The following is a 25,687-nucleotide window of genomic DNA, read 5'->3' as shown; positions in this document are numbered from 1 at the left end:
AATGACTCAAAAAAACAATAGATTGTGGATTCTTGTATTCGTAGAGTAATGCCGATAAATGCCAAATTTTGCCGTCTTGTAAGCGGTAGGTCGTCAGTTCGATTCCGACAAGCGGCACCAATAAATGCAGTCGTCAAAGCCAACTCTCACGAGCTGGCTTTTTCTTTTCGGAGCGTTGTCCAGCGGCTGGGGACGATGCTTGAACGCCCGGGCCCGCGTGACGGACCGCAAAAAAAAGCCCGCACTAGGCGGGCTTGCGGAAGGAGAGGGCCTGACCGCCCGGGAGCAGTCGCGACAACCCGACACTACGCGACTCACGGCCGAGCGGCTGTTGCCAGTTGCAAGCGGGTGTTGCAACGGAGCGTTTCGTCTAGCCCGGTGCTGTGTGCAACCGGCACGTGGCCAGACCTCAGGATGAATGCGGAGCCGCTCAGCGCGGGTGCTCGGGCCCGCGGGCGATCAGCATGTCGGCGACGGTCCGGACCGACGGCCAGTCCTTCATCGCTTCGATGGCCTGGCCGAAACCGGCGGCGGCGGATTGCTGCAGGGACTTTTCGGCCATTTCGAGCAGGCTGGCGGAGTATTCCTTCATCGCCCGGTTCTGCAGGGTGACGAAGTCGTCGTACAGCGCGGCCGGGCCGTCGACGACAGGGCCGACCTCGGCGTTCGTCGCCGGGGCCATGCCCTGCAGCAGCGAAAACACGAAACGGCCGAGCGCGCGTTGGGCGTCGGCGGATTCGGGTTGGCCGAAGAATGCAGGGTCGAACCGGATCGCGGGCGCTTCCGTGTCGGTGCCACGGCGGCATTCGACGCGGCCATCGGCGTCGAGGCGCAGCGTAAGTTCATCCTTGTTGTCGGGCAGGCTCATGGGGGTCATCCTTCAGGCGTGGCGCGGGTCTGACACGATGCAGCCGTCGTCGGCCGTCGTAAAGGCGCGCAGATCGTGGTCGTCGGCTTCCAGCCAGCAGGCGCGGTCGCGCCAGTCGGCGATCACCCAGCGGTCGCAGGCAACGGCATCCACCTTGAGCGCGTGATGGGCCGGCCGGTGCGTGTGGCCGTGGATCAGCAGCGTGCATTCATGGTGGCGCAGCACGGCGGCGATGGCCTCGCCGTTGGCATCCATCAGTTGTTCGGTCTTGCCGGCGACGGCCTGCTGGCTGCGCTGGCGCAGGTCTGCGGCAATCGCGTGGCGCTCGGCGAGCGGGCGGGCGAGAAAGGCGGCTTGCCAATCGGCATGACGCACCATGCGGCGGAACTGCTGATACGGCAGGTCGTCGGTGCACAGCGTGTCGCCATGCATAAGCAGCGCCTGCCGACCTGCGATGTCGCACAGCAGCCAGTCGCCATGCAGCGTGGCGCCGGTGGCGGCGGTGAATCCGGCGCCGAGCAGGAAGTCGCGGTTGCCCGGCAGCACATGGACGTCGGTGCCGGCGTCGCTCAGTGCGCGCAGCGCGTCGATGATCGCGCGGTGCTCGGGCAGATCAGCGTCTTCGTCGCCGACCCACACCTCGAAAATGTCGCCCAGCAGGAACAGCCGCCGGGCGCCGCGCGCGCGGCCTCCGAGCAGATGCAGGAAGGCCGCGTTGAGGTCTGGCGTGGCGGACGACAGGTGGAGATCGGAAGCAAAGAGGTCCATGCGTCGTCGCGCCTCAGCGCTCAGGCCACTTCGGCGCGTTCGATCAGCACATCCTCGACCGGCACGTCCTGGTGGAAGCCCGAACGACCGGTGCGCACGGCCTTGATCTTTTCCACCACGTCCATGCCGTCACTGACCCGGCCGAACACACAGTAGCCCCAACCGTCCTGTGCCTGATCCTTGTCGAGAAAGAGGTTGTTGCCGACATTGATGAAGAACTGCGCGCTGGCCGAATGCGGGTCCGACGTGCGTGCCATGGCGACGGTGCCGACCGTGTTCGAAAGACCGTTGGCCGACTCGTTCTTGATCGGCGCCAGGGTGTCCTTCTGCTTCATGCCGGGCTCGAAACCGCCGCCCTGGACCATGAAGTTGCCGATCACGCGGTGGAAAACGGTGTTGTTGTAATGACCGGCCTCGACATAGGCGAGGAAGTTGGCGACCGTCTGCGGTGCCTTTTCAGCGTCGAGTTCGAGCGTGATGACGCCGTGGTTGGTGTGCAGCTTGACCATGTGAATCTCCGTAAGCGGGGCCGCGCGGGGCGGCCGTGGGTTGGGACGGGTGGGAGCGAGTCGTGGCAACTACGCGCCCGGGTTCAGGGTGCTTCGACGACGCGGACGGACTGGATGACCACCGGCGTCAGCGGGACGTTCTGGTGCGAGCCGTTGTCGCCTGTGCGGACGTTCGCGATGCCGTTGACCACTTCCATGCCCTTGATCACCTTGGCGAAAGCGGCATAGCCGAAGCCGTCGCGCGACGGGTAGTCGAGCGTGCGGTTGTCGACCAGATTGATGAAGAACTGGGCGCTGGCCGAATGCGGATCGTTGGTGCGCGCCATCGATAAATAGCCCGGTGCGTTGCGCACACCCTTGCTCATGGCCTTTTCGGCTTCATTGCGGATCGGAGCGCCGGCTGCCTTCTGATTCATCTGGGCGTCAAAACCGCCACCCTGGATCATGAAACCGTTGATCACGCGGTGAAAGATCAGACCGTCGTAGAAGCCGGATTTTGCGTACTGCAGGAAGTTGGCAACGGTGGCCGGCGCGGCCTCCGGGAAAAGCTCGATCAGTATCGGACCCTGACTGGTCTTGAGTTCGACCTGCGGGTTGGCAGCGATGGAGACCAGCGGGACAAGGCTGGCGAGCAGCGCAAGCAGAAACTTCTTCATGAGGATGACTCCGGGTTGGGTGATCGGGGGGTGATGCGGGCATTCAAGCGGACAGATCAGCCGGACAGACCCATGAAGGGCGTCCGGGTTCAGCCCTCGCCTTCGAACACGATGCGCCAGCGGCCGTTTTCTTTTTGCCAGTACTGCTGCTTGAGCATCCGGTTCGACAGATTGTCACTGCGGTAGTCCTGTTCGAAGGTGACGACGACCAGGTCTTCACGGCCGGGATTACGGAAGGTGCTCAACTTGTCCACACCGACCTTGATCCATTTCTTGCCCGCGTTCACGGCGCGCTTCTGTGCGGCAAACGCCGCCAGATCCTTCTTGCCGGCGCTGAACCGCGCCGAATAGTGCGAAAGGAAGCGCTCGACGTCACGGCTTTCCCAATCGGTTCGCCACAGTTCGTGCGCCTTGTTGAATTCGCTGCGTTCGGACTGCCAGTCGTCCAGCGTCAGCCATTCCACCGAGTCGCTGATGATGACCGGCACTGACGCGCCCTGCAGGTGGTTGTTCAGCGCAAGGAAATCGGAATTGGCCAGCACGACGCAACCGTCGGATGCACGCGGCGGGCGCGAGAAGGTGTCGGAGGGCGTGCCATGAAGCCAGATGCCGTGGCCCTTGCGGCCCTGCTTGCGGTCCCACGCGTTCGGGTAATTGATCGGCAGCGCACCGGCACCATAGAAATCGGTCAGCCGTTCCGGCGGCAGGAAACCGGTGACCTGATAGACACCGAGCGGCGTCTTCTTGTCGCCCTCGCGCATCTTTTCGATGCCCAGCCGGCCATGCGACACGTAATAGTCGGCAACGAAGCGGGGCTGGCCATCGACGTTCTCGTACAGATAAAGCCTAGAGCGGCGGGTGTCGACCACCACCGCATGGCGCTGCGATGCCTGCAGCTGCAGCAGATAGCGCGGCACGCGGTCGACCGGTGGTTTGTCGCGGTAAGCGCGGATGCGCGCCACCGCCTCGTCGCGCAGGTCGGCCAGCCGGTCTTCCGGGGCATTCGGCGCGTTGCCTATCGTGGTCAGCGCGCTCGATCGGGCCATCAGCAGGTCACCTCGAATCAGGTGGCCAAGCCGGAAATTGGGCCATATCTGCAGCAGGGCATCGACCTGTTCGAGCGCAAGCCCGAGCTTGTTGCGCTCGATCTGGCGGAATACCTGTTCGAGCATGGGTTCCGGACCGCTGTCGGAATAGCGCACGGCGTCGCCTGACTGACCCGAGCCGATGGCAAGCGGGACGATCAACGACGACAGGCACAGCGCGTTGCGCAGGACGCGCGCGAGGGCGCGCCCGGAGAAATACCGCATCGCCGTCATCCGCCGACGCGCTCCCGCTGGATCAGCCAGCGACCGTCGCGGCTGACCAGCACGAGCGTCTTGGTGGTGGAGCTTTTCAGGCCCACGGCCTTGTAATGCTGGCGGAAAGTGGCTTTGACGCGAGCGGCGCCGTCACGGGCGACCTTTACTTCCTCGACCCGTACCTCGATCGCGCCCGGTTTGTCGATGCGTGCCCGGCGTTCTGCCTCCCACGCCTTGCGGGATTTCTTGCCGGGGACTTCGAAAGTGCTGTCGTACTGCGCGAGGTAGGCGTTCACGTCCTTGCGCGCCCAGGCGGCTGCCCAGCGCTCGACCGCTCGTACGATGTCGGCCACCGGCAGGCTGGCGGCGTCGGCGGCCGGCGTCACCGGAGCCGCAGGCGCAGCGGGCGGCGTGACTGCCGGAGCGGGCGTTGCAGTCGCGACGGGTGGTGCAGCCTTGGCGGGCTCCGGCGGCTTGGGCGGGACAACGACCGGCGGCGTGACTGCTGCGACAGTCGTCGCCGGCGGCGTGGCCGCCAGCGTGCCGGTTGTCGTCGGTTTGCTGCCACTGCGCGGGGTGTTGCCGACCATTTCGCGGATCAGGTTCAGTTTGCTCTGCGCACCGATGTTCGACGAATCGAGCTGCAATGCCCGGTCGTATGCCTGTGTGGCCATGCGGGCGTAGATGTCGCCCAGATTCTCGTGCGCCACCGCATAACTCGGGTGGGTGCGGATGGCCATTTCGAGCGCTGTCTTGGCCTTGTCGAACTGCTTCTGCTGGGCGTAGAGCACGGCCAGATTGTTATAGGGCTCCGGCAGTTCAGGGTAGTCCTCGGTCAGTTTCTGGAATACCGAAGTCGCCTCCGGCACGCGACCCAGTTCGGTCAGGATCAGTCCCTTGAAAAAACGGCCCTGCGGATCGCGCGGCACTTTTGCAAGAAACAGGTCGATCTGTTCCAGTGCCTGCTGCGGCTGCTTTTGTCGCAGCAGCTTTTCGGCTTCCTGCACGCTGTTGGCGAAGGCCGGCTGGAGCGATACGCCGAGCATGATCAGGGCGGCTGCGAGGCGCGAGACAAGCGGCGAGAGGAGCGGCAGACGAAAACGTGTCGTGGAGGCCATGTGTTAGACTTTTTGGCGTGAAACAGTCGTTTGACAGACCCGAATCTTATCAAGAAGGCGTGCCGACGTCCTGTTGTTACGCCTGAATGCCGAACCGACCTGCCTGCCGGGTCGGCGCGTACCGCAAGCACCCTCCGTTTGGCCCTCACCAATGCTCAAGATCTACAACACGATAGGCCGCGAAAAGCAGGCATTCCATCCGATCGAGCCGGGTCGCGTGCGCATGTACGTGTGCGGCATGACCGTTTATGACTTCTGCCATCTGGGTCATGCCCGGGTGATGGTGGTGTTCGACATGGTGGCGCGCTGGCTGCGCGCGTCGGACTATGCGGTGACCTATGTCCGCAACATCACCGACATCGACGACAAGATCATCAAGCGCGCGGCCGAAAACGGCGAATCGATGCGCGCGCTGACCGACCGCTTCATCGCGGCGATGCACGAGGACGCCGATGCGCTCGGCGTGCTGCGCCCCGATCACGAGCCGCGTGCCACGGAGTTCGTGCCGCAGATGCAGTCGCTGATCGAGCGGCTGCAGGAAAAGGGGCTGGCGTACCGCGCGGCGAGCGGCGACGTGAATTACAGCGTCCGAAAGTTCGATGGCTACGGAAAGCTGTCCGGCAAGTCGCTCGACGAATTGCGCGCCGGCGAACGCGTGGATGTGATCGACGGCAAGCAGGACCCGCTCGACTTCGTGCTGTGGAAGCACGCCAAGCCGGCGGAACCCGCCGATGCGAAATGGTCTTCGCCGTGGGGCGACGGCCGGCCGGGCTGGCACATCGAATGCTCCGCCATGAGTTCCCAGCTGCTGGGCGATCACTTCGACATCCACGGAGGCGGTGCAGACCTGCAGTTTCCGCACCACGAGAACGAAATTGCCCAGAGCGAGGGGGCGCACGGTCACACCTTCGTCAATTACTGGATGCACAACGGTTTCGTACGCGTCGACGACGAAAAGATGTCGAAGTCGCTGGGCAATTTCTTCACCATCCGCGAAGTACTGAAGCAGTACGACCCGGAAGTGGTGCGCTTCTTCATCCTGCGCGCGCATTACCGCAGCCCGCTCAATTACTCCGACGCCCACCTCGACGACGCCCGCGGCGCACTGAGCCGCCTGTATACAACGCTGAAGAACGTGCCGCCGGGCGATGTCCGTCCGGACTGGACAACGCCGGCAGGGCAGCGTCTGCGCAATGCGATGGACGACGATTTCAATACGCCGGAGGCGATGGCGGTGCTGTTCGAGTTGTCGAATGAAGCCAACCGCAGTGGCGATCCGGCCGTTTCGGGCGAACTGCGTGCGCTGGCCGGCGTACTCGGCCTGCTGGAACGATCTGCCGAAGAATTCCTCCAAGGACGTGCGCAGGCTGGCGGACTGGACGATGCGCAGATCGATGCACTCATCGAACAGCGCATCGCGGCCAAGAAGGCGCGCGATTTCGCGACCGCCGACCGCGTACGGGACGAATTGAAGCAACAGGGCGTCATACTGGAAGATTCTGCCGCCGGCACCACCTGGCGGCGGGTTTAGCGGACTTTCACCGGGGGCAGGGTGCGCGCGATCACGATCAAGTCGGCCTGGCACGGGCACAGCGACTGCCAGAAATGCGGCGTGCGGCGCAGCGCATTGTTTGCCGATCTGGTCGAGTCCGATTTTGCGCTTCTGCACGATCAGATCGACGACTTCGACTATCCGTCCGGCGCAGTCATCTATCACGCCGGTGCGCACGGAGAATGGCTGTTCACGGTGCGCAGCGGGGCCGTCAAGCTGGTGCGCTACGGGGCCGACGGCACCCAGCGCATTCTGCGCATTCTGGGTCGCGGTGACGTATTCGGTCTCGAGGCACTGGTCAGTCCGGCCTATGACCACACCTCGATTACACTTTCACCGGTCTCGCTTTGCCGCATTCCGCGTGTGCTGGTCGAGCGGCTGAACCGCGATACGCCGCGTCTGCAGAAACCGCTGCTCGAACACTGGCATGCCGCGCTGGCTGAAGCCGACGCCTGGCTGGCCGAACTGACGGCCGGTCACGCCGATGTGAAAACCCGTGTCGCGCGCCTGCTGCTCCGGCTTGTCGATGACGTCGAACCGGGTCGGGCGATCCGTCTGAGTCTGGAAGACATCGGCGCCATACTTGGGGCGGCGCCGGAGTCGGCAAGCCGCGCGCTCGGCATCCTGCGCCGCAGCAATCTGCTGTCCGATGCGCCTGACAGCCGCTATCACTGGTTGATCGATCGGGCGGGACTGAAGGCGCTGGTCGCGCCACCCGCCGAGTACTGATCCACGCCGCTTCGCCTCGCTGCTGCGCACCATCAGGCGCATGAAGAATCGCATCATTCGTGATTCTTATAGCAGACATAAGACGCCGTTATCTATAAAGTGCGACCTCCGAAAGGAAGGCGCCGGCTACCCCGTCTGCGTCAGTACCTGTCCGATGCATGGGCCTACCCGGCCTGATGCGGGTTTCGTTCAAACGGTTGAACCGGACGGCACGTGGCAGCGGCCGCGTCCCGCCCAGTGTGGTTTATGGAGAGCGTCGCATGAAAGTCGTCTTGTCGCCCGAGCAGATCCGCTCCGGCGAAATACCCGTTCCGGCATGGGTCAAGAGCCGCAAGCTGGTCACATGGGTCGCCGAAGTGGCGGCGCTCACCCAACCCGATGCCATCTTCTGGTGCGACGGTTCGGAAGAAGAATATGATCGTCTGTGCGCCGACATGGTCGCGTCGGGCACGATGAAGCGCCTTGATCCGGTCAAGCGCCCGAATTCCTATCTCGCACTGTCCGACCCGTCCGACGTTGCGCGCGTCGAAGACCGCACCTACATCTGCTCGGCGCGTGAGGAAGATGCCGGCCCGACCAACAACTGGATGGCGCCGGCGCAGATGCGCGAAACGCTCACCGGCCTGTTCCGCGGCTGCATGCGCGGGCGCACGATGTATGTCGTGCCGTTCTCGATGGGCCCGCTTGGTTCGCACATTTCACAGATCGGCATCGAACTGTCGGATTCGCCGTATGTGGCGGTCAACATGCGCATCATGACCCGCATGGGCAAGGCGGTGTACGACGTGCTGGGCAGCGACGGCGACTTCGTGCCCTGCGTGCACACGGTCGGCAAGCCTCTGACGGCGGGTGAGAAGGATGTGCCGTGGCCGTGCAATGCCACCAAATACATCGTTCATTACCCGGAAACGCGAGAAATCTGGAGCTTCGGCTCGGGTTACGGCGGCAATGCACTGCTCGGCAAGAAGTGTTTTGCGTTGCGCATCGCATCGACCATGGGCCGCGACCAGGGCTGGCTGGCCGAACATATGCTCATCCTCGGCGTGGAAAACCCGCAGGGTGAGAAGCACTATGTCGCGGCCGCTTTTCCGTCCGCCTGCGGCAAGACCAATTTCGCGATGCTGATTCCGCCCAAGGGTTTCGAGGGCTGGAAGGTCACCACCATCGGCGACGACATTGCCTGGATCAAGCCGGGCAAGGACGGCCGTTTGTACGCGATCAATCCGGAAGCCGGCTATTTCGGCGTGGCGCCGGGCACCAACCACAACACCAATGCGAACTGCATGGCGTCCCTGGCGTCGGACACCATCTTCACCAATGTCGCGCTGACCGATGACGGCGACGTGTGGTGGGAAGGCATGACCAAGGAGCCGCCGGCACACCTGATCGACTGGCAGGGTCGTGACTGGACGCCCGCCATCGCGAAGGAAACCGGTGCCAAGGCGGCGCACCCGAATGCGCGTTTCACCGTCGCGGCGACGCAGAATCCGGTCATCGATCCGGCCTGGGACAATCCGGCGGGCGTGCCGATTTCGGCCTTCATCTTCGGTGGCCGCCGTTCCACCACGGTGCCGCTGGTGACCGAGGCACGCAACTGGGTCGAGGGCGTCTACATGGCCGCCACGATGGGATCGGAAACGACCGCTGCGGCGGCTGGCCAGCAAGGCGTGGTGCGGCGAGACCCGTTCGCCATGTTGCCGTTCTGCGGCTACAACATGAGCGACTACTTCAGCCACTGGCTCAAGCTCGGTCAGAGCATCGAAGCCAGCGGCCAGAGGCTGCCGCATATTTTCTGCGTGAACTGGTTCCGTACCGACGAGAACGGCAAGTTCGTGTGGCCGGGCTTTGGCGAGAACATGCGTGTGCTGAAGTGGATGCTCGACCGCGTGGCTGGCCAGGCGAACGGCATCGAACACCTGTTCGGCACCACGCCGCGTTATGACGACCTGAGCTGGGCCGGGGTCGATTTCAGCCGCGAACTGTTCGAGCGCATCACGTCGATCGACCATGCGGCCTGGCAACTCGAGATCGAACTGCATAACGAGCTGTTCTCGCGCCTGCAGAACCGGCTGCCGCCGGCCCTGTCGGCGGTCAAGGACAGAATCGAGAAGAAGCTGGTGACCTGATCAAAGTCGCACCGCTGAATGAAAACGCCCGCTTGATGCGGGCGTTTTCATTTCCGGTCTGCCGAAACGGCAGCGCCGGGGTTCAGCTGGCGAAGAAGTTCTTCATCTTGTCCATCCACGACTTGGCACGCGGGCTGTGGCTCGCTTCGTCGCTCAGGTTGATGTCGTCGAATTCCTTCAGCAGTTCCTTCTGGCGCGCGGTCAGGTTGACCGGCGTTTCGACCACCACGTGGCACATCAGGTCACCGGGGGTGCTGCTGCGCACACCCTTGATGCCCTTGCCGCGCAGGCGGAACACCTTGCCGGACTGGGTTTCCGACGGAATCTTGATCTTGGCTGCGCCCTCCAGCGTCGGAATCTCGATTTCGCCGCCCAATGCCGCGGTGGCGAAGCCGATCGGCATTTCGCAGTGCAGGTCGTCGCCCTCGCGCTGGAATACGCTGTGCGGCTTGATGTGGATCTGCACATACAGGTCGCCGGCCGGGCCGCCGCCCTGACCATGTTCGCCTTCGCCGGCCAGCCGGATGCGGTCGCCTTCGTCGATGCCGGAAGGAATCTTCACCTGCAGCGTCTTGCTCGACTTCACGCGGCCTGCGCCATGGCAGGTGCCGCACGGGTCCTTCACCATCTTGCCGGTGCCATGGCATTTCGGGCAGGTCTGCTGGATCGAGAAGAAGCCCTGCTGCATGCGCACTTGCCCCGCGCCATTGCAGGTCGTGCAGGTGACCGGCTTGGTGCCCGGCTTCGCACCGCTGCCATCGCAGGTACCGCACTCGTCCATGGTCGGAATGCGGATGCGCGTATCGGTGCCGCGAGCCGCTTCTTCGAGTGTGATTTCCAGGTTGTAGCGCAGGTCGGCGCCGCGATAGATGCCGCTGCGCCCGCCGCCGGCCCGGCCGCGTCCGGCGGCGTTGCCGAAGATTTCCCCGAAAATGTCGCCGAAGGCATCACCGAAACCGGGGCCTGCACCACCGCCGCCACCCATATTGGGGTCGACGCCGGCGTGGCCGTACTGGTCATAGGCGGCGCGCTTCTGCCCGTCCGACAGGATTTCGTAGGCTTCCTTGGCTTCCTTGAACTTGTCTTCCGCTTCCTTGCTGTCCGGATTGCGGTCCGGGTGGTACTTCATCGCCAGCTTGCGGTAGGACTTCTTGATCTCGTCGTCGGATGCGTCCCGATTGACGCCGAGAATGTCGTAAAAATCGCGTTTTGCCATTCGTTGTCACCACAGATACGCCGAGGCACAGAGGAGCAGGGTGCGACCCTGCCTCTCTGTGCCCCGGCGGTCAGGTCGCCATTGGCAACCGGAAGTCGCGCAGCTTACTTCTTGTCGTTCACTTCGGTGTACTCGGCATCGACCACGTCACCGTCGTCCTTGCCCGAGCCGCCCGGTGCGGCGCCAGCTTCACCGGAAGCTGCCTGCTGCTGCGCGTACATCGCTTCGCCCAGCTTCTGCGCTGCGGTCGACAATGCGGCGCTCTTGGCCTCGATCGCTTCCTTGTCACCGGAACGGATGGCGTCCTCGGTCTCCTTGATGGCCGCTTCGATCGCTTCCTTTTCGCCGGCATCCACCTTGTCGCCGTGCTCGGTCAGCGCCTTGCGCGTCGAATGCACGAGCGCGTCGGCCTGGTTGCGGGTGTCGGCCAGTTCGCGCGCCCGGCGGTCATCTTCGGCGTGCAGCTCGGCGTCCTTCACCATCTTCTGGATTTCGTCTTCCGACAGGCCGGAATTCGCCTTGATGGTGATCTTGTTTTCCTTGCCGGTCGCCTTGTCCTTTGCGCCGACGTGAAGGATGCCGTTGGCGTCGATGTCGAAGGTCACCTCGATCTGCGGCAGCCCGCGCGGTGCCGGCGCGATGCCTTCCAGATTGAACTCGCCGAGCGACTTGTTGCCGGTCGCCATTTCACGCTCGCCCTGATAGACCTTGATGGTCACCGCCGGCTGGTTGTCGTCGGCGGTCGAGAAGGTCTGCGAGAACTTGGTCGGCACCGTCGTGTTCTTCTGGATCATCTTGGTCATGACGCCGCCCAGCGTTTCGATGCCCAGCGAAAGCGGGGTCACGTCAAGCAGCAGCACGTCCTTCACGTCGCCCTGCAGCACGCCACCCTGGATCGAAGCACCGACTGCGACGGCTTCGTCCGGATTCACGTCCTTGCGCGGCTCGCGGCCGAAGAATTCCTTCACCCGCTCTTGCACCTTGGGCATACGGGTCATGCCACCGACCAGAATCACGTCGTCGATGTCGCTCACCTTGACGCCCGAATCCTTGATCGCGATGCGGCAGGGCTCGATCGAACGTTCGATCAGCTCTTCCACCAGCGACTCGAACTTGGCACGCGTGATCTTGATCGCCAGATGCTTCGGGCCGTTCGAATCGGCGGTGATGTAGGGCAGGTTGATTTCGGTCTGCGCACCCGACGACAGTTCGATCTTGGCTTTTTCGGCCGCTTCCTTCAGGCGCTGCAGCGCGAGGATGTCCTTCTTCAGGTCGACGCCCTGATCCTTCCTGAACTCGTCGATCACATAATCGATGATGCGCTGGTCGAAGTCTTCGCCGCCGAGGAAAGTGTCGCCATTGGTGGCCAGCACTTCGAACTGGTGTTCGCCATCGACGTCGGCGATTTCGATGATGGACACGTCGAACGTGCCGCCGCCGAGGTCATACACGGCGATCTTCGAATCACCCGGCTTCTTGTCCATGCCGAAGGCGAGCGCTGCTGCAGTCGGCTCGTTGATGATGCGCTTGACGTCCAGACCGGCGATGCGTCCCGCGTCCTTCGTCGCTTGGCGCTGGCTGTCGTTGAAATACGCCGGCACAGTGATGACGGCTTCGGTCACTTCTTCGCCGAGGTAGTCCTCAGCGGTCTTCTTCATCTTGCGCAGCACTTCGGCCGACACCTGCGGCGGTGCAATCTTCTTGCCGCGCACTTCCACCCAGGCGTCGCCGTTGTCGGCCTTGGAAATCTTGTAGGGCATCAGCGCGATGTCCTTCTGCACTTCCTTTTCTTCGAAGCGGCGACCAATCAGGCGTTTGACCGCGAACAGCGTGTTCGCGGCATTGGTGACCGCCTGACGCTTGGCCGAGGCGCCGACCAGGATTTCGCCATCTTCGGTGTAGGCCACGATGGACGGCGTGGTGCGTGCGCCTTCCGAATTCTCGATCACCTTGGGCTTGCCGCCTTCCATGACGGACACGCAGCTATTGGTGGTGCCCAGATCGATGCCGATGATTTTTCCCATGTTCGGGGTCCTCTATATATAAGTGTGTGTCGGGAGCGAAATGACCGCTTGGCGTCAGATGTGGGCGCATTCGCCCTCATTTCAAGGGGTCATTCAGCTGGCCGCCCTGGAAACGATCACGAGGGCGGGGCGCAGCACGCGTTCGTGCAGCAGATACCCTTTCTGCAGCACCTGAACCACATGGTTCGGTTCGCCCGGCGCTTCGATCTGGCTGATTGCCTGATGACGGTGCGGATCGAACTTTTCGCCCAGCGGATCGGTTTCCTCGATGCCGGCGCCGCTGAATGCCTGGTGCAGCTGCTTGAGCGTCAGTTCGACTCCGGCGCGCAGCGTGGCCACGTCGGACGAATGGTCGGCGAGCGCGGCTTCGAGGCTGTCCTTCACCGGCACCATGGCGTTGGCGAACTTCTCGGCCCCGAACTTTCCGGCCTTCAGTACATCCTCGGCCGCGCGGCGACGCATGTTTTCGGTTTCGGCCTTGGCGCGCAGGAGGGCGTCCTGCAGCTCGGCCACCTTGAGTTCGGCAGCGGCAAGCGCCTGATCGGCAACGGGGGTCTGCGTGTCGGCGGTCGCGGCGGCATCGGCCGGCAACTCGTTCGACAGGTCTTGCGGGGTCTGATCGGTCATACAGCGATTTCCTCTGGCTTTCGGACCCGATGCACTTGGGGCCGTTGCCAGCCGATTTCAAGCCCTGCCGACCCGTATGGTTTTTGCCCTGGCGTCTGTTGCATCAAGTCGCAGACCGGGGACAGGTTCGGGCCAGCCACGGGAAGTGCTTTTGTTCGTTTACGGCCGATGCCCTATCATTGCGGCTGTTCATGACGCCTCCATCGCACTGCAAGCATGCTTGATCGCATCGGCAAATACAGGGTTCTCCGGGAAATAGGCAAGGGCGCAACCGCCACCGTTTACCTATGCAAGGCCGATGACATCGAAGAGCTGGTCGCCGTGAAGCTGGTCGATTTCGGCGACAAGAACCGTGATCAGGGCAAATGGTCGCGCCGCATGCGCAAGCTGTTCCTGACCGAAGCGGCGATCGCTGCCAAACTCAATCACCCGAACATCATCCGCATCTTCGACGCCCAGGTGGAAGAGGGGCGCGCCTATCTCGTGATGGAGTACATCGAGGGCGAAGCACTCGATCACTACTGCGAATTCAACAAGATGCTGCCGCTGCCACGCGCCGTCAGCATCGTGTTCAAGTGCTGCATGGCGCTCGACTACGCGTTCAAGCAGGGCGTCGTGCACCGCGACATCAAGCCGGCCAACATCCTGATCGGCGCCAACGACCTCGTGAAGGTGACCGATTTCGGGCTGGCGCTGAATGTCGCGAAGGAAAACGACAAGGATTCGACCTTCATCATGGGCGTGGGCTCGCCGGCCTACATGAGCCCGGAACAGGTCAAGGGCTATCCGCTGAACCAGAAAACCGATCTGTATTCGCTCGGCGTGGTGCTGTTCCACCTGCTGACCGGACGGCTGCCCTTTCGCGCCAAGCATCCAGCCCAGCTCATCTACAAGATCATCAATGCCGATCCGCCGTCCGCGTCGCAGCTGAATCCGGAAGTGCCCGAAGGGATGGACCGGGTGATCCGCAAGGCGCTCGAGAAGGATCTGTACTCGCGCTACAAGAACGGCGCCGAGTTCGCGAAGGACCTGTCGTCGGTGCGCTTCAAACTGCTTGACGACAGCTACAGGCCGCCGGACACCACCCGTTTCACCATCCTGCGCAAGATGGCCTTCTTCACCGAATTCGACGATGTCGAGGTGTGGGAGGTGCTCCGCTTTTCCGGCTGGCGCCAGTTTGCCGAGAACGCCGTGATGATGCGCGAGGGCGACACCGACAACCGGTTCGGCCTCATCGTGTCGGGACAGGCTCAGGTCAGCGTAGGCGGTCGCCTGCTGGCCGAACTGGGCACCGGTGACGTGGTGGGCGAGATGGGCTATCTGGATCCGAAGCACGTCAGCCGGTCGGCCACGGTGATCGCCACCACCCAGATCACCTTCCTGGAAATCAATCCGTCGGCGCTGACGCTCGCGTCCGAGGAATGTCTCGAACATTTCCGCGGCCAGCTGATCGGCACCGTCGTGCAGCGCTTGATCCGCGCCAACGCGGCGCTCGCTGCCCAGGGCGAAGAAGTCATGCTGCCCACGGAGTCAGGTTTCTGCGTCGCTGGCGTCGGGCTTGATCTCGAACTGGCACCCGATCCGCCGCTCCGTCGTTGAACGATGCCGATTCCCGGTCCGGACCCACGTCACGAACCGTCTGTTTCATCGTGAAACGCAGCCGCTCAGGCCGCTAAAGTTTCGATCCTGCAGGCCGAAACTCTCCTCACAGGCACCCGGCCAACTGGGTGCTGATCGGAAGGAGACCGACCTTGAGCCGCAATTCAGTTTATGGCATCAGCCGCGTGGATAACGAAGCCAGCCGGACGCACGGCTGGCTGGTGACCATCCAGCGACGCGGCGTGATACACCGCAAGCACTTCAGCGATGGCGTGTTCGGCGGCAAGCAGAAGGCGTTCACTGCCGCCAAGCAGTTCCGGGACGACATCATTGCAAAGTTTCCGCCGTTTTCACTGCGCGAGTATTCGAGCATCGTCAAGAAGAACAACCGCTCCGGCGTCGTCGGGGTATGTCGCTACTGTGCGTCGGAAACGCGCGACATGCCGGAAGAGAAGCAGCGTTGGTTCTGGGTGGCTTCCTGGCCACTGCCGTCGGGCCGGCGCAAGCGGGTGAAATTCTCGGTCAACAAGTACGGCGAGGAAGGCGCGTTCAAGATGGCACTGAAGGCGCGCAAGGACGCACTGAAGAAGCTCGACGGGCAGTTCGATCCGGGTGCATCGCGCCGCGGCCGCCCGCGTCGGGCCAAGAACGATGAAACGCCGGTGGCCGAAGCACGCGCTGCGTGACCGCCGGTCGGCATTGAAAAAGGCGACCCTCCGGTCGCCTTTTTGTTTGTGGCAAGCCCTGGCATCACGCTGCTACTTCGGCGAACCGAAAGCCTTCGCGCGTTCGGCCTGCAGGGCCAGCTGATCGGCGAGCGGGCTCGCCTCGTCCCACCAGTGACCCAGTTCGCGTCGCACGATGCGGCCCAGTGCGTCGATCCAGTCGGCGCGCTCGTTCAGGCAGGCAATGTACTGGAAGGTCTTGCCACCCTTGCCGATGAAGGCTTCGCGGTTTTCCACCGCGATCTCCTCCAGCGTTTCGAGGCAGTCGGCGACGAATCCCGGGCAGATGACGTCCACGCTCTGCAGGCCTTCCGCGGCGAGTTTTTCAAGCGTCGGCTGGGTATAGGGCTCGAGCCAGCGCGCCTTGCCGAAGCGCGACTGGAAGGTGACCAGATACTGATCCTTTGCCAGTCCGAGCGCCTCGGCCAGCAAGCGCCCGGTCTTGTGACATTCGCAATGGTAGGGGTCGCCCTGTTCCAGATGGAAGTGCGGCACACCGTGGAAGGACATGACCAGCTTGTCCGCACGGCCGTTCTTCGCCCAGTGTTCGCGCACGCTGGCAGCGAGTGCGCCGATGTAACCAGCGTCCGCCGCGAAGGCACGCAGATAGCGCAGCTCCGGCAGATTGCGCCAGCGCAGCAGCGTATGCGCCAGTTCGTCGATCATCGATCCGGTCGTGCTCGACGCCGCCTGCGGATACATCGGAAGCATCAGGATGCGCGTGCAGCCGTCCATCTTCATCTGCTGCAGTACGTCGCCGATGGCCGGACTGCCGTAGCGCATGGCAAATCGCAATTCGATGTCGGGCTGACCTTCGGCAATCATCCAGCCGCGCAGCAGCTTCGCCTGGCGTTCGGTATGCACGCGCAGCGGCGAACCTTCATCGGTCCACACCGAGGCGTACTTCTCTGCCGACTGTTTCGGCCGCACATTCAGGATGATGACGTTCAGGATGAACCACCACACGGCCTTCGGAATCTCGACCACCCGGTCGTCCGACAGGAACTGCTTCAGGTAGCGTCTCAGCGAAGGGGCGTCCGGCTTGTCTGGCGTGCCGAGGTTCACCAGCAACACGCCGGTGCGTGCGGGCTGGCCATGGGTGTAGGACGGTTCGGCGTTGAATCGTGACATGGGCTCGTTGGGGTTACGGCGCGCACATTCATGGCGCGCCCGGTTCGGGTGGTTCGGGTCAGGTCTGGCTGAGCGCGCTCGAAAGCAGCTTGGCGGTGACATCGACAATCGGAATGACGCGCTCGTACGCCATGCGGGTCGGGCCGATCACGCCGACGCTGCCGACCACCTGACCCTGAATTTCGTAGGGCGCGGTGACCACGCTGCATTCATCCAGCGGTGCCAGGCCGGATTCGCCGCCGATGAACAGCTGCACACCTTCCGCCTGCTGTGACAGATCGAGCAGGCTGGCCAGCTGGGTGCGCTGGTCGAACAGCGAAAAAAGCTCGCGCAGACGGGACATGTTCGATGCCAGATCATCCACCGCGAGCAGGTTGCGTTCGCCGGAAATGACGTATTGGCCCTTGTCGCCGGAAAAGGCCTCGTTGCCCGCCTGCAGCGCAGCCGCCATCAGTGACGTCAGATCACCGTGCAGCTTTTTCAGTTCCGCCTGCAGCCGGCCGCGGATCTCCTCGAAATCGAAACCGACATAGTTCTGATTCAGGAAATTGGCCGCGCTGACCAGCTCCGCCGGCGAGAAATTGCGCTCCGTCAGCAGGATGCGGTTCTGCACCTCGCCCTGATCGGTCACGATGATGAGCAGGATGCGTTTGTCGGACAGGCTGAGGAATTCGATCTGGCGGATGCGCACCAGCTGGCGGCGCGGTGCCACCACGATGCCCGCGAAGTGGGTCAACTGCGACAGCAGTTGCGAGGCCTGACCGACCAGCACGCGCGGGTCCGCCGGGCGCAGTTCGCCCTTCAGTTCACTGATCTGGCCGGGCTCCAATGGCTGAACCGACAGCAGGCTGTCCACGAAGAACCGATAGCCGCGTGGCGTCGGAACGCGTCCGGCCGAGGTGTGCGGGCTGGTGATGAAACCCAGTTCTTCGAGATCCGACATCACGTTGCGTATCGTGGCCGGCGACAGATCCAGCCCCGAATACTTTGAAAGCGTGCGGGAGCCGACCGGCTGACCGTCGGCGATGTAGCGTTCGACCAGGGTTTTGAGCAGCAGTCTGGAGCGGTCTTCGAGCATGACTTCGCGGTTTGGGTACGCTTCCGGCTTCAGATTCTAGAACGTCGCCGCGGGTGCGACGGCGTCACGCCCGGATATTGACACAGGCCGGGGCCAGCTGAGGTCGGCTTCGCGGTCGATCGCGGGCTTTGTGGTTTAATTCGGCGATGGATAAAACCCCACCGTCGTTCGGCTGCGTCGCCCTGATTGGCAAGTACCAGAGCGCGGAAGTGGGCGAATCGATGCGCACGCTCGCGCACTGGCTGCGCGATTCCGGCCGCGAGGTGCTGATCGAGCAGGATTCGGCAGACGCCTTGGCCGGCAATGATTTCGAGCCGGCTTCATTCGACGGGATCGGCCGTCGCGCCGCGCTGGCGGTGGTCATTGGTGGCGATGGTTCGTTGATCAGCGCGGCCCGCAAGATGGCGCCGCACGACGTGCCGCTGGTTGGCGTCAATCAGGGGCGGCTGGGTTTTCTGACCGACGTCGCCCGTTCCAACATGCTGTCGGCGATGGAAGCCCTGATGGCCGGGCAATTCACCCGAGAGCGCCGTGCGCTGCTGCAGGCGGGCGTGCTGCGTGACGGCGAGTCGATGTTTTCGGCGCTTGCGCTGAATGATGTCGTACTGTCCAAGGGCGACCTGGGCCGCATGATCGAATTCGAAGTCCGGGTGGACGACGAATTCGTATACAGCCAGCGCTCCGACGGGCTGATCATTTCCACGCCGACCGGCTCGACTGCGTATTCGTTGTCGGCCAACGGGCCCATCGTGCATCCGTCGCTCGGAAGCATGCTCATCGTTCCGCTGTGTCCGCATGCATTGTCGTCGCGGCCGATTGCGTTGAGCGACAGTTCGGTACTCGATGTCCGGCTGTTTCTGCGGCATGACGCGCGTGCCCATTTCGACGGTCAGGAACATTTCAATCTGCAGGGTGGCGACTGCCTGCGCATCGAGCGCTCGCCCTATTGCGTGACCCTGATGCATCCTCCCGGCTACAGCTACTTTGCCATGCTGCGTGAAAAGCTCCGCTGGAGCGAGGCGCCGAAGGAGGCCTGAATTTTTCCCGTTCCGCCCGATTTACATCACCGATTCACCACTGAACCGAATCCTCACTGCGCTGCATGCTCGAACGCCTTTTCATCCGCGATTTCATCCTCGTCGACCAGCTCGAACTCGACTTTTCGGCCGGCTTCGGCGCGCTGACTGGTGAAACCGGGGCCGGCAAGTCGATCCTCGTCGATGCGCTCGGGCTGCTGCTCGGCGCGCGTGCGGACGCGCCGGTCGTACGACTCGGGCGGGAGCGCGCGGAGCTGTCGGCCGAATTCGTGCTGGCGCCGGACAGTCCGGCGCGCGACTGGCTGGTTGCGCAGGATTTCGAATGCGACGGCGACCGGGTCATCGTGCGGCGGGTGATCGACAGCGGCAGCCGCTCGCGCGCATGGATAGGCGGCGTGCCGGCCGGCATTGCACAACTGCGCGAGCTGGGCGGGCTGCTGGTCGACGTCCACGGCCAGCACGCGCACCAGGCCCTGATGCGCGAATCGGCGCAGCGCGAGCTGTTCGACCAGCATGCCGGCCTGCAGGCTGAGGTCACGGAGGTCACGAAGCTTTATCGGGAATGGCAGGCCCGCGAGCAGGCGCTGCTGCGCGCCGTGCAGGACAGTGATGCCGCCCTGCGCGAGCGCGAACGCGTGCAGTGGCGGGTCGAGGAGCTCACCACGCTGGCTTTCGAGCCCGCTGCCTGGGCAGCGCTGCAGCAGGAGCACAGTCGGCTCGCACATGTCACGCAGCTGCTCGAAGGCAGCGCCGAGGCGCTCGCGTTGCTGGAGGATGGTGAGGTGGCGCTCGACGCGCAGCTCGCCCACATCGCTGCCGTGCTCGGCCGATTGCAGGGTTTCGATGCTGCGTTGGGCGAATGCTGCAGCCTGATTGATTCGGCGTCGGCCCAGGTCGGTGAAGCCGCACGCGCGCTGCGCGCCTACGCACATCGACTCGATGCGGACCCGGCCGCGCTGGCGCGTGCCGATGATCGTATCGCCGCCGTGCTCGGCGCGGCGCGCAAGTACCGCTGCGAGCCGGACGACCTGCCGGCGCTTCTGGCCGACAGCCAGCTGCAGCTCGACAGACTGGCCGCCGACGCCGATCCGGCGCGGCTCGAGCAGGCGCGCGATGAAGCGCGCACCGCCTGTCTGCATGCGGCGACGCATCTGTCCAGTGCGCGCAAGCCGGTGGCTGCGCGCCTGTCGACCGAAGTGACTGCGGCCATGGCTGAACTGGCGATGCAGGGTGGCCGCTTCGAAGTCGCCCTGCAGCCTCTCGCAGAACCGTCCGCCACCGGACTGGAAGAAATCGAGTTCCGTGTTTCTGCCAATCCGGGGCAGCCGCTGGCACCGCTGGCAAAAGTCGCGTCGGGTGGTGAATTGTCGCGCATCGGACTGGCGATCCAGGTGATCGCCAGCGCACGCAGCGGAACGCCGACGCTGGTATTCGACGAAGTGGATGTCGGCATCGGTGGCCGGGTGGCCGAGGTGGTGGGGCGCCAACTGGCGCGGCTGGGCAAGGCGCGTCAGGTGCTGTGTGTCACTCATCTGCCCCAGGTCGCGGCCCGCGCCGACTGGCAGTGGTCTATCGCCAAGCGCAGTCAGGCGGGTCAGACGGTCAGTACGGTGAGTGCGCTTGATGCGGCGGCGCGGATCGAGGAAATCGCGCGCATGCTGGGCGGTGAAGTCATCACCGACACGACGCGCGCGCATGCGAAGGAAATGCTGGGCGAGCGCCCGGCGGGCTGATCAACCCGGCTCGGATCGGCCCGGGTCGCGCTGCGGCTTCTTCTTGTTCGGGCAGGCTTCGGTCGTGCAATTGGCGAAAATCGTCAGGGCGTGGTCATGCATCGCGAAGCCGTGGTCCTTGGCGACCTTGATCTGGCGGCGCTCGATTTCCGCGTCGTAGAACTCTTCCACCTTGCCGCACTGGATGCAGACGAGGTGATCGTGGTGGTGCCCTTCGTTCAGTTCGAACATCGCCTTGCCGGATTCGAAGAAGTGGCGTTCCAGCAGACCGGCATGCTCGAACTGGGTGAGCACCCGATAGACAGTGGCCAGACCGATGTCCATGTCTTCCTGCAGCAGCGCCTTGTAGACGTCTTCCGCGCTCATGTGGCGCACATCCGCGCGCTGGAACAGCTCGAGGATTTTCAATCGCGGCAGGGTGGCCTTAAGGCCGATGTTCTTCAGGTTGTGCGAGTTTGCGCTCATGGGCAAGGCTGACGGCGATATCAAGGTCGCTATAATATAGACTTTCGTCTCCCGTCCGGCGTCGCGCCGCGAGCGGGCAGATTTGCCAGAAGCCCTAACCGAGTCCCGTCCAGCGATGTCCTTCGCCCCCGTGGTAGTTGTCCGCTACGCCCTTGCGGCCCTGATTCCGCTGCTCGCGGGATGCTCCAATGTGCCTTCGGCGCTCGACGTGACCAATCGTCTGAATCCGTTCCGCATCGATATCCGCCAGGGCAACCTGGTGACGCAGGAAATGGCTTTCCAGCTCAAGCCAGGCATGTCGCGCGACCAGGTGCGTTTCGTGCTGGGGTCGCCGATGCTGGCCGACGTATTCCATCCGGACCGCTGGGACTACCTGTACTACTTCAAGCCGGGCAACAAGCCGCAAGATACCCAGCAGCGCCGCCTCATTGTCTTTTTCGAGGATGACAAGCTGGTCAGCCTTGGTGGCGACGTGGTTGGGGCGGAAGAAGCCGAGCTGAACCAGCCCGAGGTGCCGCGTACCCGCACGATCGATCTGGGCGAGGTTGTCGCGCCGAAGTGATGCGACGCAGGATCCTCGCGGCACATTTCACGTTTGAAAGGATTCCATGTCACCGATGCGCATAGCGATCGCCGGGGCGTCCGGCCGCATGGGCCGCATGCTGATCGAAGCGACTTCGCGCGATGAAGGCGCCCGGCTGGTCGCTGCCCTTGACCGCCCTGATGCGCCAGCCATCGGCGAAGACGCGGCCGCCTTTCTCGGCCGCCCGGCCGGTGTGCCGATCAGCAGCGATGTAGATGCCGCCCTGGCCGGTACCGACTTCCTGATCGATTTCACCCGTCCGGAAGCCACGCTGGCTCACCTTGACGCATGTCTGCGCCACAACGTGAAGATGATCATAGGTACGACCGGCTTCACCGATGCGCAGCGCGCCCGGCTGGTCGAGGCTTCGCGCGACATCGCCATCGTGTTCGCGCCGAACATGGCGGTCGGCGTGAATGCCGTGTTCCGGCTGCTCGACGTCGCGGCGCGCATCCTGAACAGCGGCTACGACGTGGAAGTGATCGAGGCGCATCACCGCATGAAGGTCGACGCGCCGTCCGGTACCGCGCTGCGCATGGGCGAAGTGGTGGCCGACGCGCTCGGTCGCTCACTGGCCGACTGCGCCATCTATGGCCGCGAGGGGCATACCGGCGAGCGGCAGGACACGACCATCGGTTTTTCCACGATACGCGGAGGCGACATCGTCGGTGACCACACCGTGTTGTTCGCCGGCCTCGGCGAGCGCATCGAAATCACCCACAAGTCGGCCAGCCGCATGCCCTATGCGCTGGGCAGCCTGCGCGCCGCGCGCTGGCTGAACAGCCAGGATTGCGGTCTGTACGACATGCAGGACGTGCTGGGTCTGCGCTGAGTGGCGGGTATGGAGCCGCGCGCGCCCCGGTTCTTCAGCCCGACGTTGTACGGCCGTTAATTCAACAGGTCCTACCTGTCCCGGATTCCATGCATCCAGCACTGTCCTCCCTGTTGCTGCAGCACCTCGGCCTGCCGTCGATCAATGAGGGCGAAATCGCGCAATGGCTTGCCAGCGGGCCGTCCGCGGCGGCGCTGGCCGAGTCGCTGCAGCGCATCGATCAATTACTCGAAGCGGGCGACACGACCGATGCATCGCGCCACCGCTGGCAGTGGGCACCTTCGAGTTCGCGCTTCGAGGTGTCGGCGGAGTTCAAGGCGGCACTGGGTTACGGCCCGACCGATCTGCCGGACTCCCTTCCGGTATGGCGCGACATCGTGCATGCAGACGAAACCACCGCCTTCGACCAGTGGCTTGAAGACAGGTTGGCGAGCATGGCGGACGACGCCTCGCTGGACTGCCGGGTCCGGCATGCCGATGGCCGTACGGTCTGGGTCAGGCTGGAAGCCGGTTCAACCGAGCGCGACGAACGCGGCCGCGTTATCCGGGTATCGGGTCATCTCGGCCAGCTTGATGCGCGCCGGCAGGCCGAAATCGAACTGCTGCTGGCCAAGGAAAAGGCGGAGGCGGCCAGCCGGGCCAAAAGCGACTTCCTGGCCAACATGAGCCACGAAATCCGTACCCCGATGAACGGCATCATGGGCATGTCCGAACTGATGCTCGACACCACGCTCGACAGCGAACAGCTCGAGTACGTGCGTGCCATCAAGACATCGGCCGATGCGCTGCTGGTCATCATCAACGACATCCTCGACTTTTCGAAGATCGAAGCGGGAAAGCTCGCAATCGAACAGGTCGAGCATTCGGTCGGGGAAGTGGTCGGCGACGCTGCGCGCGGGCTGGCCATCGCCGCGCAACACAAGGGGCTGGAGTTGTACTGTCGCCTGTCACCCGATCTGCCGGTGCGCATGCTGGGCGACCCCGGGCGCCTGCGGCAGATTCTGGTCAATCTGATAGGCAATGCCGTCAAATTCACTGCGCGCGGTGAAATCGAGATCGGCTGCGAGACAACAGGCACGCCGGTCGGCAGCGGCAGCGAGGTCGAACTGCATGTCTGGGTGCGCGACACCGGGATCGGCATCGACACCGCAAAGCAGGCCGTCGTGTTCGAAGCGTTCGCGCAGGCCGACACGTCAACAACGCGGCGCTTCGGTGGCACCGGCCTCGGCCTGGCCATCTGCAACCGGCTCGTGTCCCTGATGGGTGGCCGCTTGTGGCTGGACAGCGTGCCCGGGCAGGGCTCGACCTTTCATTTCACGCTGCGCGGCACGGTGATCGAACAGGCCACGTTGCCGGCGCACTTCCGTCGCTTTGCGGGGCGCCACGTGCTGCTGATCGAAGACCACCTGCCGTCGCGCGGCGTCGTGGCGGCGATGCTGGGCGACATGGGCGCTTCCGCGCTGGCGGTCAGCTCGGTGCAGGCAGCGCGCCAGGCACTCAAGCAGGCCCACGAATCAGGACGCCCCTTTGACATCCTGCTGGTCGACCGCACCCTGCCGGATGCCGACGCCTTCGATTTCATTTCTGCCTTCTGCGAGGGGCCGAACCGGCTCAACCGCGTGGTGATGATGTTCAGCGGCTCCAACCAGGCAGCCGACAACGCGCATGCCCGTTCGCTCGGTGTGCGCGGGCGCCTGCACAAGCCGTTTTCGGCGAATGAGCTGGCCGGCGCGCTGGCCGAGGCACTGGCCACGCATCCGGACGACGCTGCGCCGGACATGGACGACTTCGCATTTGCCATCGGGGATATCGACATCGAGCGCTCGCTGGCGCACGAAGGCATCGGCAATGCGCGCAAGCGGCGCGTGCTGCTGGCCGAGGACAATCCGGTCAATCAGCTGGTGGCCGTGCGTACGCTTGAGCGCGCGGGATATGTAGTAACGGTTGCGTCCAATGGTCAGGAAGCGCTGGATCTTCTGGAACGTGACCACTTCGAGGTCGTGCTGATGGACGTGCAGATGCCGGTCATGGGTGGCATCGAAGCCACGCGCGCCATCCGTGCGCGCGAGCAGCGACGGTCCTGGGTGGTGGATACCGAGAATGTGCAGCATATGCCCATCATCGCGATGACCGCCAATGCGATGAAGGGTGACCGCGAACTGTGCCTGGAAGAAGGCATGGACGACTACATCAGCAAGCCGGTCAAGGCGGACGAACTACTGGCGACGCTGGAGCGCGTGCTGTCGCGCTGCGAACCCGACGGCGCGCCGGTCAGTACCGATTTCAACGGTGCGGTGCTCGATGCGGAGCCGGCCGAACCGCCCGTGATCGACATTTCACACACGCTGGAAACCCTTGAAGGTGACCGCGCGATGGTCTTGCGCGTGATCGATGTGTTCCTCGGCGAACTGCCGGAACTGCGCAGCGGCCTCAGTGTGTGCATCCAGCTCAAGGACGGTGCCGGCGTCGCCCGCATCTGTCACCGCCTGCGGGGCTCCCTGTCGGTATTCGGCGCCGCGCGGGCAGAAGCCGTCGTAGCGAAGCTCGAGGACAGCGCCCGCGTAGGCGACGTGCCGGCTCTGGTCAGCCAGCATGGGCGGGTGGATGTCCAACTCGCCCGGCTGTCCGAAGCGCTGCTCGACGCGCGCGATGCGGTGATGGCGCCCGCCGCCTAGGGTCTGGTCCCATTAGATTCGTGCGTCACGTTGCCCTTGGGTTGGCCGCGAACAAGGCGCACAACGCGGTCGAGAGGGGCTGTCGCGACAAGGCGTGCAACGCAGGGCGCGGCCAGCCCGGGGGCAACCCGCAGGGCGCGCAGCCAGAGCGCCACATGGCCGCGTTGCACCGTCTGGCCTGACGGCCAGTCAGGCGGCGTCGGTGCGCCTTGCCCTTGGATGCGCTGGCTGCTCGCGTGATGTACGAACCTGATGAGAACAGACCCTGGCGGGCAGCGGCCGCGAAATTGCGCGGCGCACCACCGGCAAGGTATAATTCGGAAATCAGCGGGAGC

Annotated in this window: 22 protein-coding genes and 1 tRNA gene; 11 read left to right on the top strand and 12 right to left on the bottom strand. The window is 63.9% G+C overall.

Annotated features, from left to right (window positions below):
* Positions 1 to 50: 50 nt before the first annotated feature.
* Positions 51 to 120: transfer RNA gene (locus Q8R75_RS18355), tRNA-Thr, on the top strand.
* 310 nt (positions 121 to 430) lie between these two features.
* Here the strand turns inward: Q8R75_RS18355 and Q8R75_RS18350 are convergent.
* From Q8R75_RS18350 to Q8R75_RS18325, 6 genes are all read right to left on the bottom strand, one after another.
* Positions 431 to 868 (bottom strand): hypothetical protein, encoded by a 438-nt coding sequence (locus Q8R75_RS18350; RefSeq protein WP_305611824.1) that lies wholly within the window; start codon positions 866 to 868, stop codon positions 431 to 433.
* A 12-nt stretch (positions 869 to 880) separates the two neighbouring features.
* Positions 881 to 1,636 carry a UDP-2,3-diacylglucosamine diphosphatase gene (locus tag Q8R75_RS18345; RefSeq protein WP_305611823.1) on the bottom strand — a complete coding sequence of 252 codons (756 nt, stop codon included), beginning with the start codon at positions 1,634 to 1,636 and terminating at the stop codon, positions 881 to 883.
* A gap of 20 nt (positions 1,637 to 1,656) precedes the next feature.
* Positions 1,657 to 2,145, bottom strand: coding sequence for a peptidylprolyl isomerase (locus Q8R75_RS18340; protein ID WP_305611822.1), 489 nt, complete (start codon positions 2,143 to 2,145; stop codon positions 1,657 to 1,659).
* An 83-nt stretch (positions 2,146 to 2,228) separates the two neighbouring features.
* Entirely contained in the window at positions 2,229 to 2,801 is a 573-nt protein-coding gene (locus Q8R75_RS18335; protein WP_305611821.1) for a peptidylprolyl isomerase, read from the bottom strand.
* An 89-nt stretch (positions 2,802 to 2,890) separates the two neighbouring features.
* The gene (locus Q8R75_RS18330) at positions 2,891 to 4,111 is read right to left on the bottom strand and encodes a L,D-transpeptidase family protein (protein WP_305626302.1); all 1,221 of its coding nucleotides are present in this window, start codon (positions 4,109 to 4,111) and stop codon (positions 2,891 to 2,893) included.
* A 5-nt stretch (positions 4,112 to 4,116) separates the two neighbouring features.
* Entirely contained in the window at positions 4,117 to 5,220 is a 1,104-nt protein-coding gene (locus tag Q8R75_RS18325; RefSeq protein ID WP_305663820.1) for a tetratricopeptide repeat protein, read from the bottom strand.
* Positions 5,221 to 5,371: 151 nt separating this feature from the next.
* Here Q8R75_RS18325 and cysS point away from each other — a divergent pair, with 151 nt between their 5' ends.
* The 3 genes from cysS (at position 5,372) to Q8R75_RS18310 (ending at position 9,627) form a co-directional block, all read left to right on the top strand.
* Positions 5,372 to 6,751, top strand: coding sequence for a cysteine--tRNA ligase (cysS, locus tag Q8R75_RS18320; RefSeq protein WP_305611817.1), 1,380 nt, complete (start codon positions 5,372 to 5,374; stop codon positions 6,749 to 6,751).
* Positions 6,752 to 6,772: 21 nt separating this feature from the next.
* Positions 6,773 to 7,501 (top strand): Crp/Fnr family transcriptional regulator, encoded by a 729-nt coding sequence (locus tag Q8R75_RS18315; RefSeq protein ID WP_305611816.1) that lies wholly within the window; start codon positions 6,773 to 6,775, stop codon positions 7,499 to 7,501.
* A 260-nt stretch (positions 7,502 to 7,761) separates the two neighbouring features.
* Positions 7,762 to 9,627, top strand: coding sequence for a phosphoenolpyruvate carboxykinase (GTP) (locus Q8R75_RS18310; RefSeq protein ID WP_305611815.1), 1,866 nt, complete (start codon positions 7,762 to 7,764; stop codon positions 9,625 to 9,627).
* An 82-nt stretch (positions 9,628 to 9,709) separates the two neighbouring features.
* Here the strand turns inward: Q8R75_RS18310 and dnaJ are convergent, their stop codons facing one another.
* From dnaJ to grpE, 3 genes are all read right to left on the bottom strand, one after another.
* Positions 9,710 to 10,843 (bottom strand): molecular chaperone DnaJ, encoded by a 1,134-nt coding sequence (gene dnaJ / locus Q8R75_RS18305; RefSeq protein WP_305611814.1) that lies wholly within the window; start codon positions 10,841 to 10,843, stop codon positions 9,710 to 9,712.
* A gap of 104 nt (positions 10,844 to 10,947) precedes the next feature.
* On the bottom strand, positions 10,948 to 12,867 hold the full coding sequence (gene dnaK, locus Q8R75_RS18300; protein ID WP_305626305.1) for a molecular chaperone DnaK: 1,920 nt from the start codon (positions 12,865 to 12,867) through the stop codon (positions 10,948 to 10,950).
* A gap of 93 nt (positions 12,868 to 12,960) precedes the next feature.
* Positions 12,961 to 13,494, bottom strand: a complete 534-nt coding sequence (grpE, locus tag Q8R75_RS18295) for a nucleotide exchange factor GrpE (RefSeq protein WP_305611812.1) — start codon at positions 13,492 to 13,494, stop codon at positions 12,961 to 12,963.
* A gap of 216 nt (positions 13,495 to 13,710) precedes the next feature.
* On the opposite strand from grpE, the gene Q8R75_RS18290 reads away from it, so the two are divergent.
* Together Q8R75_RS18290 and Q8R75_RS18285 are read left to right on the top strand one after the other, a co-directional pair.
* A complete protein-coding gene (locus Q8R75_RS18290; RefSeq protein WP_305611811.1) occupies positions 13,711 to 15,093 on the top strand; it encodes a serine/threonine-protein kinase in 1,383 nt (460 codons plus the stop codon).
* 152 nt (positions 15,094 to 15,245) lie between these two features.
* Positions 15,246 to 15,779 (top strand): AP2 domain-containing protein, encoded by a 534-nt coding sequence (locus tag Q8R75_RS18285; RefSeq protein WP_190295032.1) that lies wholly within the window; start codon positions 15,246 to 15,248, stop codon positions 15,777 to 15,779.
* Positions 15,780 to 15,851: 72 nt separating this feature from the next.
* On the opposite strand, the gene hemH is transcribed toward Q8R75_RS18285, so the two are convergent.
* Entirely contained in the window at positions 15,852 to 16,949 is a 1,098-nt protein-coding gene (hemH, locus tag Q8R75_RS18280; RefSeq protein ID WP_305611810.1) for a ferrochelatase, read from the bottom strand.
* A gap of 58 nt (positions 16,950 to 17,007) precedes the next feature.
* Positions 17,008 to 18,027, bottom strand: a complete 1,020-nt coding sequence (gene hrcA, locus Q8R75_RS18275) for a heat-inducible transcriptional repressor HrcA (RefSeq protein ID WP_305611809.1) — start codon at positions 18,025 to 18,027, stop codon at positions 17,008 to 17,010.
* 146 nt (positions 18,028 to 18,173) lie between these two features.
* Here hrcA and Q8R75_RS18270 point away from each other — a divergent pair, with 146 nt between their 5' ends.
* Together Q8R75_RS18270 and recN are read left to right on the top strand one after the other, a co-directional pair.
* The gene (locus tag Q8R75_RS18270) at positions 18,174 to 19,064 is read left to right on the top strand and encodes an NAD kinase (protein WP_305611808.1); all 891 of its coding nucleotides are present in this window, start codon (positions 18,174 to 18,176) and stop codon (positions 19,062 to 19,064) included.
* A gap of 65 nt (positions 19,065 to 19,129) precedes the next feature.
* Positions 19,130 to 20,797 (top strand): DNA repair protein RecN, encoded by a 1,668-nt coding sequence (gene recN / locus Q8R75_RS18265; protein WP_305611807.1) that lies wholly within the window; start codon positions 19,130 to 19,132, stop codon positions 20,795 to 20,797.
* On the opposite strand, the gene fur is transcribed toward recN, so the two are convergent.
* Complete coding sequence (gene fur, locus Q8R75_RS18260; protein WP_305611806.1) at positions 20,798 to 21,262, bottom strand: ferric iron uptake transcriptional regulator; 465 nt, start codon at positions 21,260 to 21,262, stop codon at positions 20,798 to 20,800.
* Between the two features lie 115 nt (positions 21,263 to 21,377).
* Here fur and Q8R75_RS18255 point away from each other — a divergent pair, with 115 nt between their 5' ends.
* From Q8R75_RS18255 to Q8R75_RS18245, 3 genes are all read left to right on the top strand, one after another.
* Positions 21,378 to 21,824, top strand: a complete 447-nt coding sequence (locus Q8R75_RS18255; protein ID WP_305611805.1) for an outer membrane protein assembly factor BamE — start codon at positions 21,378 to 21,380, stop codon at positions 21,822 to 21,824.
* 55 nt (positions 21,825 to 21,879) lie between these two features.
* The gene (gene dapB, locus Q8R75_RS18250; RefSeq protein ID WP_305611869.1) at positions 21,880 to 22,677 is read left to right on the top strand and encodes a 4-hydroxy-tetrahydrodipicolinate reductase; all 798 of its coding nucleotides are present in this window, start codon (positions 21,880 to 21,882) and stop codon (positions 22,675 to 22,677) included.
* Between the two features lie 89 nt (positions 22,678 to 22,766).
* The gene (locus Q8R75_RS18245) at positions 22,767 to 25,352 is read left to right on the top strand and encodes a PAS domain-containing hybrid sensor histidine kinase/response regulator (protein ID WP_305611804.1); all 2,586 of its coding nucleotides are present in this window, start codon (positions 22,767 to 22,769) and stop codon (positions 25,350 to 25,352) included.
* Positions 25,353 to 25,687: the final 335 nt, after the last annotated feature.

The sequence above is a fragment of the Methyloversatilis sp. genome (assembly GCF_030696805.1).
Lineage (GTDB): Bacteria > Pseudomonadota > Gammaproteobacteria > Burkholderiales > Rhodocyclaceae > Methyloversatilis.
Note: the sequence above shows the minus strand (reverse complement) of the source record. Positions and strands in the feature narration are given on the sequence as shown.

What these genes read in the sequence shown, in the direction of transcription:
- Q8R75_RS18350 (WP_305611824.1), bottom strand. Translation starts at nt 868, where the DNA reads ATGAGCCTGCCCGACAACAAGGATGAACTTACGCTGCGCCTCGACGCC.
- Q8R75_RS18345 (WP_305611823.1), bottom strand. Translation starts at nt 1,636, where the DNA reads ATGGACCTCTTTGCTTCCGATCTCCACCTGTCGTCCGCCACGCCAGAC.
- Q8R75_RS18340 (WP_305611822.1), bottom strand. Translation starts at nt 2,145, where the DNA reads ATGGTCAAGCTGCACACCAACCACGGCGTCATCACGCTCGAACTCGAC.
- Q8R75_RS18335 (WP_305611821.1), bottom strand. Translation starts at nt 2,801, where the DNA reads ATGAAGAAGTTTCTGCTTGCGCTGCTCGCCAGCCTTGTCCCGCTGGTC.
- Q8R75_RS18330 (WP_305626302.1), bottom strand. Translation starts at nt 4,111, where the DNA reads ATGCGGTATTTCTCCGGGCGCGCCCTCGCGCGCGTCCTGCGCAACGCG.
- Q8R75_RS18325 (WP_305663820.1), bottom strand. Translation starts at nt 5,220, where the DNA reads ATGGCCTCCACGACACGTTTTCGTCTGCCGCTCCTCTCGCCGCTTGTC.
- cysS (WP_305611817.1), top strand. Translation starts at nt 5,372, where the DNA reads ATGCTCAAGATCTACAACACGATAGGCCGCGAAAAGCAGGCATTCCAT.
- Q8R75_RS18310 (WP_305611815.1), top strand. Translation starts at nt 7,762, where the DNA reads ATGAAAGTCGTCTTGTCGCCCGAGCAGATCCGCTCCGGCGAAATACCC.
- dnaJ (WP_305611814.1), bottom strand. Translation starts at nt 10,843, where the DNA reads ATGGCAAAACGCGATTTTTACGACATTCTCGGCGTCAATCGGGACGCA.
- dnaK (WP_305626305.1), bottom strand. Translation starts at nt 12,867, where the DNA reads ATGGGAAAAATCATCGGCATCGATCTGGGCACCACCAATAGCTGCGTG.
- grpE (WP_305611812.1), bottom strand. Translation starts at nt 13,494, where the DNA reads ATGACCGATCAGACCCCGCAAGACCTGTCGAACGAGTTGCCGGCCGAT.
- Q8R75_RS18290 (WP_305611811.1), top strand. Translation starts at nt 13,711, where the DNA reads ATGCTTGATCGCATCGGCAAATACAGGGTTCTCCGGGAAATAGGCAAG.
- hemH (WP_305611810.1), bottom strand. Translation starts at nt 16,949, where the DNA reads ATGTCACGATTCAACGCCGAACCGTCCTACACCCATGGCCAGCCCGCA.
- hrcA (WP_305611809.1), bottom strand. Translation starts at nt 18,027, where the DNA reads ATGCTCGAAGACCGCTCCAGACTGCTGCTCAAAACCCTGGTCGAACGC.
- Q8R75_RS18270 (WP_305611808.1), top strand. Translation starts at nt 18,174, where the DNA reads ATGGATAAAACCCCACCGTCGTTCGGCTGCGTCGCCCTGATTGGCAAG.
- recN (WP_305611807.1), top strand. Translation starts at nt 19,130, where the DNA reads ATGCTCGAACGCCTTTTCATCCGCGATTTCATCCTCGTCGACCAGCTC.
- fur (WP_305611806.1), bottom strand. Translation starts at nt 21,262, where the DNA reads ATGAGCGCAAACTCGCACAACCTGAAGAACATCGGCCTTAAGGCCACC.
- Q8R75_RS18255 (WP_305611805.1), top strand. Translation starts at nt 21,378, where the DNA reads ATGTCCTTCGCCCCCGTGGTAGTTGTCCGCTACGCCCTTGCGGCCCTG.
- dapB (WP_305611869.1), top strand. Translation starts at nt 21,880, where the DNA reads ATGCGCATAGCGATCGCCGGGGCGTCCGGCCGCATGGGCCGCATGCTG.
- Q8R75_RS18245 (WP_305611804.1), top strand. Translation starts at nt 22,767, where the DNA reads ATGCATCCAGCACTGTCCTCCCTGTTGCTGCAGCACCTCGGCCTGCCG.